This window comes from Novosphingobium naphthalenivorans NBRC 102051, from assembly GCF_001590985.1.
Lineage (GTDB): Bacteria > Pseudomonadota > Alphaproteobacteria > Sphingomonadales > Sphingomonadaceae > Novosphingobium > Novosphingobium naphthalenivorans.
This window is the reverse complement of the sequence record NZ_BCTX01000119.1, coordinates 1-9,848: the sequence shown is the minus strand read 5'-3', so window position 1 is coordinate 9,848 and position 9,848 is coordinate 1. Positions and strand designations below refer to the sequence as shown.

General features: G+C 61.1%; 11 protein-coding genes. 2 read left to right on the top strand and 9 right to left on the bottom strand.

What is annotated here, in order from left to right:
- The 8 genes from NN5_RS22845 to NN5_RS25475 all read right to left on the bottom strand — a co-directional run.
- Positions 1-535 (bottom strand): HpcH/HpaI aldolase family protein (locus NN5_RS22845; RefSeq protein ID WP_169801040.1); only part of this gene is annotated, 535 nt, incomplete at its 3' end.
- A complete protein-coding gene (locus NN5_RS22840) occupies positions 532-930 on the bottom strand; it encodes a cupin domain-containing protein (protein ID WP_067738724.1) in 399 nt (132 codons plus the stop codon). The genes NN5_RS22840 and NN5_RS22845, both read right to left, overlap by 4 nt.
- Positions 927-1,994, bottom strand: a complete 1,068-nt coding sequence (locus NN5_RS22835; RefSeq protein WP_067738721.1) for an aromatic ring-hydroxylating dioxygenase subunit alpha — start codon at positions 1,992-1,994, stop codon at positions 927-929. The genes NN5_RS22840 and NN5_RS22835 overlap by 4 nt, the downstream gene beginning before the upstream one ends.
- 9 nt (positions 1,995-2,003) lie before the next feature.
- Complete coding sequence (locus NN5_RS22830; RefSeq protein ID WP_067738718.1) at positions 2,004-2,735, bottom strand: alpha/beta fold hydrolase; 732 nt, start codon at positions 2,733-2,735, stop codon at positions 2,004-2,006.
- Positions 2,735-3,718: a DODA-type extradiol aromatic ring-opening family dioxygenase gene (locus tag NN5_RS22825; RefSeq protein WP_067738715.1), complete on the bottom strand. Its 984-nt coding sequence runs from the start codon at positions 3,716-3,718 to the stop codon at positions 2,735-2,737. The genes NN5_RS22830 and NN5_RS22825 overlap by 1 nt, the downstream gene beginning before the upstream one ends.
- Before the next feature lie 26 nt (positions 3,719-3,744).
- Positions 3,745-4,392, bottom strand: a complete 648-nt coding sequence (locus tag NN5_RS22820) for a nuclear transport factor 2 family protein (RefSeq protein ID WP_157081288.1) — start codon at positions 4,390-4,392, stop codon at positions 3,745-3,747.
- 122 nt (positions 4,393-4,514) lie between these two features.
- Positions 4,515-4,985 carry a DUF2147 domain-containing protein gene (locus NN5_RS25480; protein WP_245656670.1) on the bottom strand — a complete coding sequence of 157 codons (471 nt, stop codon included), beginning with the start codon at positions 4,983-4,985 and terminating at the stop codon, positions 4,515-4,517.
- A gap of 290 nt (positions 4,986-5,275) precedes the next feature.
- Entirely contained in the window at positions 5,276-6,028 is a 753-nt protein-coding gene (locus tag NN5_RS25475; RefSeq protein ID WP_217998753.1) for a TetR/AcrR family transcriptional regulator, read from the bottom strand.
- A 173-nt stretch (positions 6,029-6,201) separates the two neighbouring features.
- Between NN5_RS25475 and NN5_RS22810 the strand changes: the two genes are divergently transcribed.
- Both NN5_RS22810 and NN5_RS22805 read left to right on the top strand, forming a co-directional pair.
- Positions 6,202-7,269, top strand: a complete 1,068-nt coding sequence (locus NN5_RS22810; protein ID WP_067738707.1) for a Rieske 2Fe-2S domain-containing protein — start codon at positions 6,202-6,204, stop codon at positions 7,267-7,269.
- An 83-nt stretch (positions 7,270-7,352) separates the two neighbouring features.
- The gene (locus NN5_RS22805) at positions 7,353-8,333 is read left to right on the top strand and encodes a TonB-dependent receptor (RefSeq protein ID WP_084385123.1); all 981 of its coding nucleotides are present in this window, start codon (positions 7,353-7,355) and stop codon (positions 8,331-8,333) included.
- Here NN5_RS22805 and NN5_RS22800 read toward each other — a convergent pair.
- A partial coding sequence (locus NN5_RS22800) for a Tn3 family transposase (RefSeq protein WP_157081287.1) occupies positions 8,330-9,848 on the bottom strand: 1,519 nt, incomplete at its 5' end. The two genes, NN5_RS22805 and NN5_RS22800, sit on opposite strands and share 4 nt — an antisense overlap.

Below are 9,848 nucleotides of genomic sequence, written 5' to 3'. Positions count from 1 at the left end.
CGAGATCGGCTCGGCCGACGAAGAGTCCCGCCACACCCTCCACCGACGCGATTGCGTCGAGATGATCGAGCGCTTCGGTATCCTCGATCTGAAGGATCAGGCAGACCTCCTTGTCGGCAGCTTCCATATAAGGACGTAGCCCGCGCGTGCCGTAGCCGCCCGCGCGCGTCGAAGGAGAGAAGCCTCGCTTTCCACCGATGTAGCGCGCCGCCGCCGCCGCGCGCTGCGCGTCATCGGGGTACGCGACATGCGGCACGAAAATCCCGGTCGCGCCCATATCGAGAGCAGAGAGGATGGTGTCGGGCGCGTTCCTTGGCACACGCACCAGCACTGGCAGGTCGGCCACCTGCGATGCGAGCATACAGGTGTCGATCTGGGATGGATCGAACGGCGCGTGCTCGGCATCGAGGACCGCGAAATCAAGCCCGGTCTGGGCGATCAGTTCGACAGTCTGGTGAGCCGGGGTTTTCAGGAAGGTTCCTGTCGCTGGTGCGCCGGAACGGATCAGTCCGGCAAAGGAAGCGCGCTTCGTCACGCGCCCCATTCCGCTTTCTGATGGGCGAGCAGATGAGCGTAAGGCTCCGGCACCGGGGCGAAAATATCGAGGTTGAGGACCGTTTCGGTACCGGTCACCTCGATATAATGCTCGGTATGGGGCGGCACCCGGACGAAGCTGCCACGTGTGCATTGATGCGGCACCCCGCCGACATGATAGATGCACTCGCCTTCGAGGATCAGCACGATCTGTTCATGATCATGCTGGTGCGGGCGCAGCGCGGCGCCAGGTTCGACCCAGCCGAACTGAAGGACGACATTCTCGCCGCCGAGACCAGCACGTTCGATCCCGCGCCGGACGAATTCGCGCGGAATATCGTTCCAGTTGTAGAGCTTGGGCGGCTGCACGGCCTGGCTGGTTTCCTGCGCGCTCATTCTGCGGCGACCGCTTGCTCGGCAAGGTCGTGGATCGCTTCCGCGGCCGCGCGCTCTTCCTTGATCTTGCGGGTGATGATCCGGCGGGCACGTCCCGACCCCTGATCGTTCTGGAGCAGTACCGGCTTCAGATCCATCAGTTCGCGCCCCTGCAATATCTTCTGCTGCGCCTCGATGATCGGGCGATCCTCATGCTCGAAGGCATAGGCGGCGCCGACCTCGAATTTCTGGGTGATCTCCTCGTCGTCGAGATCGAAGTCGCGCGCCGAACCCCAGAAATAGTGGGTCGTGTTGTCCGTCTCGGGCGTGATGATGTTGGGATTGTAGGTGCCCCAGCCCTCCTCGCGCGGGCGCCCCGGCGTGGTGAACCCGTAATAAGTGATCATACAGCCCGGCGGATCGCAGCGCATCTCGAGCCAGTGATCCAGCACACCGGTGAAGCCCTTCACGATGTTCATGAGTGGCGGCACCGGCATCGATGGAACGAACTGCTTGGTCCAGACGCGCCCTTCTTCCTCGATGACTTCGTAGGACGCCTTGGCAAGCTCGCGCGGCTCAAGCGTGGTCACATGGACGAAGCCGGCGTGGCTCAGGTCCGTGAGGTTGTCCATCACCAGAAGATAGTTGGCCTTGAGATTGATCGTGCCATGCACGGCGCGATATTTCTCGGGCGTGTTCAGCCAGACGAAGTCGGGAACCAGCGCCGGATCAGCAAGTACCGGATCGCCCATCCAGATCCACACCAGGCCATATTGCTCGGTGAGCGGATAGCTGCGGACCCTGGCCGCCTTGGGTATAAGGCCATTGCCATGAGGGTTGTCGACGCACTTGCCGGTGCAATCGAATGCCAGGCCATGATAGAGACACTCGACGGTGTCGCCAACCAGCTTGCCCAGACTGAGCGGCACGAAGCGATGCGGGCAGAGGTCGGCGATTGCGACCGGAGTTCCGTCTTCCTTCCGATAGAGGAGGACCGGCTCGTTAAGGAAAGTCCGCGGGAGCATGGTTCGGGAGATCTCTTCGCTCCAGCCAGCGGCATACCAAGTGTTACGAACGAATTCCATGAGCCTCTCCTATTGCATCGCTGCAATCTGTTCTTGATTATCCGAGATATCGGTCACGCCGCCGCTCACGAACTTTATGGCGTTCGTCATGAACGTCACGTTCCTGGGCAGCGCGAAATGGTCGACGTTCGTCAAAGGGACATAGACATGCTCGCGAAGAGCTGCCCGCAACCGGGTATCCGGCTGGACGAACGTGTCGGTCGAGCCGTTGACCAGCATGATCTGCCCCTCGATGCGCGACAGCCGGGCTTCATCGGCGACCGGGTTCGGCGCCCGGCGAAGTACGGCCGCGAGTGCCAGCGGGTCGGACTGGCTGGCGCGCGAATACTCGACCAGAGCGCGTACCGGGTCGGGAGCGTCGGGCGAAAGGCCAAGCTCAAGGGCGTCCGCCAGAGCTGCCCCATGCTCCTCGGGGAGGAAAATATTGTCTCCCACGCCGCCGATGACCAACCTGCCGAAGCGATCCGGTCGGCGGCTGGCCAGTTCCAGAGCGACCTTGCCCCCCAACGAATAGGCGATCACATCGAGCTGGACATCCGGCAGCAGCCGCCCCAGTTCTCCTGCCAGGTCGCTATAGGCCGACGGATCGTGCGAGCCGCCCCGTGGACCGTGCCCGGGCAGATCGATCAAAAGGATCTGCCGGCCAGTTTGGCTCAATTGGGCGAGCCAGCCGTTGCGCTCGTAAGTCGCAGCGCAAGAGCCGCCCCAACCGTGCAGCAGAAGAACCGGATTGGTGGACATCAGGCCGCGACCAGTTCGGAATGCGCGATACCGGCGCCGATGGCTAGTGGCGTATTCTCGGAATAAAAATCGGTCTTGAGGCCAGGCGCCCCCGCCGCGAGGCCTGCCGCCGCCGCCGCGATCCACATCCGGATCTCGCCGCCGCCGTAACCGGCCTTGTCGAGCACTTCGGCATCGGTCCAGCTGTCGAACCGGCTGAGATCGCCTGCGGTGAAGACTTCAAGGAAATGTTCGTCCCATTCCTTGTTGATCCAGGGCGCCTTGAACTCGCCCGCGATGATCTCAGCCGAAAGCTTCTTCATGCCGGCGTCGATGTCGCCATGCCATTTCTCGTCGGTGATGCCGTCGGGCGAGCCGCCGTGAACGATGAAATCGCGAACCTTCTCGTCAGGCGCGGTGTCGAATTGAGGGAAGATGAAACTGGTCTGGTGCGACAACCCGCCCGAACCGATGAAGGCGACCCGCTTGCCGAGGCTCGCGGCCCAGCGGCCGATCGCCTCTCCGAGCTGGCGGCAGCGCCTGAAGCTCGGCCGCGGATCGCTCAGCGAGTTGATGTGAACCGGGATCACCGGACGGGCATCCAGCTTGCCGTGGAAGAAGAAGCCGAGCGCGTTGGAAAAGCCGTGGTCGACACCCATGTCATACGACACCGCGATGTCGAAATCGTTGTCGACGAGGAAGTCGGCCAGCTTGGTGGAAAGCTCCTTCGGCACATCCAGCTTGCCCGGTACGCCACCACAATCGTTGATGGCCTCCGCCGCATGGCCGACGATGAAGGTCGGCGAGAGGTTCAGGCGGATATTGGAATAATGATCGCCGCCGAAGACGATGACGACATCGGGATCGAACGCTGCGAGTTCCGCGATCCTCGCCTCATAGGCCCGCCACAGTTCGGGGTTCACCTCCCTTTCCTGAAGGGACAGGATCGGCACGTGCGGAACGCAGGCGACATAGGCTTCGGAACGACCCGTCAGATCAGTCATAACATCATCTCCGTCTGTTCATCTGGTTATTTGGCGAACGCCGCCGCGCGTGGACTGGTAAAGATCACGGTGCCTCGCCGCTCCTTGAACAGCCAGCGCCCGGAACTGCGCTCATAGACATCGTCGAAATCGCAGATCGTCGTCGGCGGCTCGGCCGGCAGCGGCAGCGCGCCGTTCCCGGCATAGACGACGGTCGTCGAGAAGCCGCGGACAAGGCCGGAATCATCTGCGGTCAGATCGATTCCACCCGAAACGTGCCGGGTAACCCGGCCGCTTTCCGTCTGCTCCTGGTTACGAGCCTCGAAGAAGGCGGCGATCGCCTGGCGTCCCTCGATGCGAAGGTTTCCCAGGATGAGAAGCGCATCATCCGAAAACAGGTCCGCCACCGCATTCTCATCGGGCCGATCGACCCGATGGAAGTACGCAGCCGAAAGATTCTGAATGTCTCGCGCGTCGTCGCCTGTGACCACTATGTCAGTGATCTCGGTTCGCGGTGCATTAACCAGGCTGCCAGACACCATCCTCGTCCTCTCTCGGAATGCATCAAATCTCACTTTGATGTTCTGTTTAATTCGAGAGTTATCAAGACGAAGGCGGATGTCAAGCGCGTTGCGCCTGCCCCTTGGAAATTCGATGTATTTATCTAATTTATTCAGTAGCTTATTGCTGGACACCCCTACTCCACGCCAAGCGAAGAGGACGTCGCAATGTTGAGGGAGCGCCGCTGCGCCAAACCCCCGATATGCTCAGGCTATCCGGCAAAGACGTGCGAGTCGCGACAAGGCGGCCAATCGGCTCACAGATCGACACGTGTCCAGATTTGCGATTTGCAGCCGATTCGCCCGATGAGGCATCCGCTTGCCCTGATCGTGTGCTGGTCAACGATCGTGATCGTTCCGGAAAAGGTCTTACGAATATCCGGCACAAAAACCGATCCACGCCAAAGGTTGGGTCGCTCTTCCGAGAATTGCCGAAAAAGCTGGGCGCCTATCAGGGGATCGACACCGCCTTTCCGTGAATCCGCCTTGGCCTTTTCATTCGCCCAAACGACGACGCCGCAAATATACCTGCCGCACGGTTCCGCGCGAATATGCACACTATCCTTGGGGTTGCGCCAAATACCCAGGGATTGGCTTTGCGCCGGTGCCGGATTGATCAGGAGAGCACCCCCCGCCCCAGCGGCGACGATCGCGCAAAGACGCGCAACGCGCGCTCGTTTCGAGAAGGGGCGCAACATGACTGTACCGTCAACGTAAAATCGCATCATCACTACTCCGATGGAGGGCACCAGCCTTACCCGAGGGCGGAAGGCGGAAGAGGTGCCGAACCGCCGTCAGCGCTCCACCGTCAAGCCAAAGCACCGTCGACTCGCGCGCAGACTATAGTCGAGCAAGCTCTCACTGCACCCATGAATGCCGGTGCCGCAATTCACCTCGCCCCGAATGCAGTTGAGCAGGCGAAGAGAACAAATGCCGGCACACCTTGCGCCGATCGTCAGGTTCTGTGCCGTGGGCTTGCGCAGCGGGTGGTACGCACTATAGCCCTCAGCCGAAGCACCTAGTCTGCGTCAGCCACCGACGGGAGGCCGAGTTCTGGCAATGGCCGGTGTATGATTTCCTCAACCCTGTCCTTCGGGACACCCATCCCGCGAAGGACGTGGCGCGCTACGGAAGCGGGATAGGTATCGGACGGAGGGTTGCGAAGTTGCGTGACCATGGCCGCCAGCGTGGTGCCCAGAAGGATGTCTCTACCGGAATTCGGGCCGGTCAGCTCGAATTCGCCTGCCGCGATTCCTTCTTCGACGGTGATTTGAGCCTGGCGATAGGTTTCGGCTCCGAAGATGATCCCGCCCGCGCTGATATGCACCATCGCCCAGGCCCATTTGGAATCCTCGCGAGCGCGCTGGAGATAATATCGGATCGCGAAGCCAGCCCGTTCAGCGGCAAACGGCATGTCGTTGATGCGCTGCAACACGACAGTGTTGAAATCATGGTTCAGGTCATATTGCAGCGCATCGAACAGCTCTTCCATGCTGTCGAAGTAGTTATAGAACGTCCCACGCGATATATCGGCTACATCAAGGATTTCCTCAATCCTCGTCATTAGCCCTCGCTCACGCCCCAGGAGCGCGAATGCCGCATCTAGAACAACCCGCCGGGTTCGGGCACGCTTTTCCGCCCCGATTTGCGCGCGACGTTCCACGTCAATTCGTGGCTTGGCACGTTTGGACTTTGCCGCAATTGCAGACGTCGACACCTTGTCATCCTTTTCCGGGCCGATCACGCTAACGCTGGGAGCATAGGCCTGCAAGGCGTTCGTTCTTTGCGTTTTGTCAAAACGACGCTTGACTCCCCTATGCCGTCGCGTTAGCCCTTCCAGAAATAAACAAAACATCATTCCGACATATCGCCTAAAACGATATTCGGACCTTAAGGAGAGGCTTAGCGTCAGGCTGCGCCTCGGGGATTGAGGAGCGGCTGATAATGGCATTCGTCCGTGATCTTTGGTACGCTGCCGGTTGGACTCAGGATGTGAAGCGCGAGCTGCTTCCCCGGACCATCATCGGCGATCATATCGTTCTTTATCGCACAGAGGCCGGTGAGGCGATCGCCCTGAGCGATACCTGCCCGCATCGCTTCGCTCCGATGCACCTCGGCAAACTCAACGGCGACACGATCGAGTGCGGCTATCACGGGCTCCGCTTCGATCGGGGCGGTGCGTGCGTCTATAACCCGCACGGCAACGGTGCCACTCCGCGCGCGTCGCACCTTCGCCGTTATCCGCTCATCGAGAAGAACGGGCTGGTCTGGCTTTGGATGGGCGAAGAGGCAGCCGCCGACCCTGCGGGGATACCCGACTTTCCCTGGCTGGATGACGAGACCTACGCCTTTACCGGCAGCCATACCATTCCCATGGCACTCCCCTGCGACCTGATCGTCGACAATCTCCTCGACCTCAGCCACGCTGCCTATCTCCATCCTGGAACGCTCGGCCCTCAGCAGGGTACCAAGGACGTGACTTCCGTGCGCAAGGAAGGCACACGGATATTCTCGGACCGGCTCATTCCCGGCGCTCCGCCTGCTTTCGTGTTCACCGCAACCGGCGCTGCGACGCCCGATGAGACCGTGGACTATTGGGCGAACATGCGCTGGGATCCGCCGGGTTCGTTCTACATGGATGCCGGAATCGTAACCGCGGGGGGGCAGAAGGAGGACGGACGCATTCTCTCAAGCGTCCAGATCGTGATCCCCGCAACCGAAACGTCAAGCTACTATCACTGGAAGATGTTCCGCAACTTCGCGATCGACAGCGCGGAAGTGACGGCCGGCATCGAGGCCGCGGTGATGCAGGCCTTCACCACGGAAGACGAACCCATGATCGCGGCCGTGCACCAGCGCATGGCCGGCCGGGAATTCTGGTCGATGAAACCGCTCCTCCTCAGCAGCGACTCCGCTGCGGTGCAGGCTCGGCGTGTGATGGCCGACCTTCTGAAACCGCGGCACGAGAATGAAAGCATGGAAGCTCAGCCGATCGTCGCTGTCGCCGGATAATCGGCTCGGGTTTCCGCTAAAAATCTAAAAATGACGCCCTTCAAAGGGCGCGTTGTGGACTGCCATCCATAGGGGAGGATTGAATGACGGGTAAGTTGTATCTGGTGCTCGGCGCCAGCGCGATCGCGTTTGTTTCCAATATTGCATATGCCCAGACGACCGCACCGGCGGCCAATGCGGCGCCTGAGCAGACTGCTCCCCCGGAACCGGCTGGAACCCCGGCTGCTCCCACCGGCCAATCCTACGGGATCGAGGATATCGTCGTCACCGCTCAGAAGCGGTCCCAGAACCTTCAGAATGTTCCGATCGCGGTAAGCGCCGTCACCGAAACGCAGCTCTCGCGCGCCGGTGTCAAGGATGTTGTCGATCTGAAGATAGCCGTGCCGACGCTCAACGTCACGAATAGCGCCGGCTATCTCACCAGCAGCCTGCGCGGCATCGGCAGCAACGGCTTCGGCGCCGGAATCGAGAATCCGATCGCACTCTACATCGATGGCGTCTATTATGCGGCCCCGGCGGCTTCGCTTCTGACGCTCAACAATATTTCCCAGATCGAAGTGCTCAAGGGACCGCAAGGCACGCTCTTCGGCCGGAACGCGACCGGGGGACTGATCCAGGTCACGACGAGGGATCCATCTTCGACGCCAGCAGCCGAGTTCAATATCAGCTATGGCAACTACAATAGCGTGACCGGCAACGGATATGTCGCCGGCCCCATCACGTCGAACCTGTTCATGGACCTGGCCGTATCGGGGGCCCATCAAGGCGATGGCTGGGGCACGAACTATTTCAACGGCAAGGATGTTCAGAAACTCGATCATGACATCGCCGTGCGTTCCAAGCTGATCTGGGAGCCTAGCGACAGCACCAAGTTCACATTGATCGGCGATTATTCAGACCATCGGGATTCGATCGCGAACGCCTATCGCGTCTTCAGGGGAACGGTCTCGGGCTACACGCCCAATGCGCCGGCCTTTCCCGATATCGGATATAACACAGATAGAGGGCATAGCGTGGAAGGTACGCTAAACAACGCTAAGGGCGAACAATCAGCGAACGCTTAGGCGGCGCGACTATCCGGCGGCAGATTGAGGGCCTTGCGGCCAGCAGAAGCGGCTGCGCGATCCCAGAGGAAATCGCCCGAGAAAGCAATATGCTCCCAACCTACCGGGGACGTATGTGCGAGGAGATCATCAGGCACCGCGACCGATGTTGATCGTAGATGCTGGACTGCGGCATCCATGTAGATCGTGTTCCAATAGACGATTGCGGCGATGACCAGGTTGAGGCCGGATGCCCGATATTGCTGCGCCTCGTGGCTACGGTCGATGATGCGGCCCTGGCGGAAGGTGTAGATCGCCTGCGTCAGGGCATGGCGTTGTTCGCTGTTGTTGAGACCGGCATGACATCGTCGGCGCAGATCAGGATTTTCGAGCCAGTCCAGCATGAACAGGGTCCGCTCAATCTTGCCGATTTCCTGGAGCGCGACGTCGAGCTGGTTCTGCCGCTCATAGGCGGCGAGCTTTCGCAGCATGACCGATGGCGCGACATGGCCGGCCTTAATCGACCCTACGAGGCGCAGCACGTCGTCCCATTGCTCACCGATAATGTCGGTGCGGATGCGCTTGCCCAACAGCGGGGTGAGGGACGGATAGGCCGTGACCGGCGCGATCGGCGCGAGCCGCCTGTCGGGAAAGTCGCGCAAGCGCGGGCAGAAGCGAAATCCCAGCATGGCGCACAGGGCGAAAACATGATCGGTCGCCCCGCCGGTGTCAGTGTAATGCTCGGCGATTTTCAGATCGGTGCCGTGGCTGGTGAGGCCGTCGAGGACATAGGGCGCCTCATGCGTCGCCGCTGAGATCACGTTGACGTGGTAGGGCGCGCGCTGATCGGAAACATGCGTGTAGAAGCTGAAGCCATGATCGACGCCATAGCGGGCGTTGATGTCGCCGCCCGACGCGCCGCGCTTCGCGCCCCTGAAGAACTGGCCATCGGAACTCGATGTGGTGCCGTCGCCCCATATCCGCGAGAATGGCAGGCGGTGGTGCGCGTTGATGAGGACGGCCAGCGCCGCGCGGTAGCTGTCGTCGCGGATATAAGCGTCATGGGTCCACAGCAGCTGATCGCGCGTGACGCCTTGGCTCGCGGCCGCCATGCGCGACAGGCCGAGATTGGTCGCATCGGCGAGAATGGTGGCGAGCAGGGCGTTTTCATTGGGACACGGCTCGCCGGTGCGCAGGTTGGTGAATGCCGAGAGAAAGCCGGTTTCCTGCGCCACCTCATGCAGCAGCTCGGTGATGCGAATGCGTGGCATCATGGCATCAAGCCGGTCGGCCAGCATCTCGGCGTCAGGCATCGCGATGGTGCGAACGGGTGATATCTGGAGGCGGTCATCGCGGTATCGCACACCTTCCAGAGCGTCGCGCTTCAGGCGCTGGGCAAATTTCTTCAGCCGCCAGTCCAGTTCGCGGCCCCGTTGTTCGAGCCAATCGCTGGCTGTGGGCGGCAGGCCAAGAGCCGACACGATCGGCGTCGCCTTCGGTTCGCTGAGCAGGTAGCTGTCGAACCGGCGGTATCCC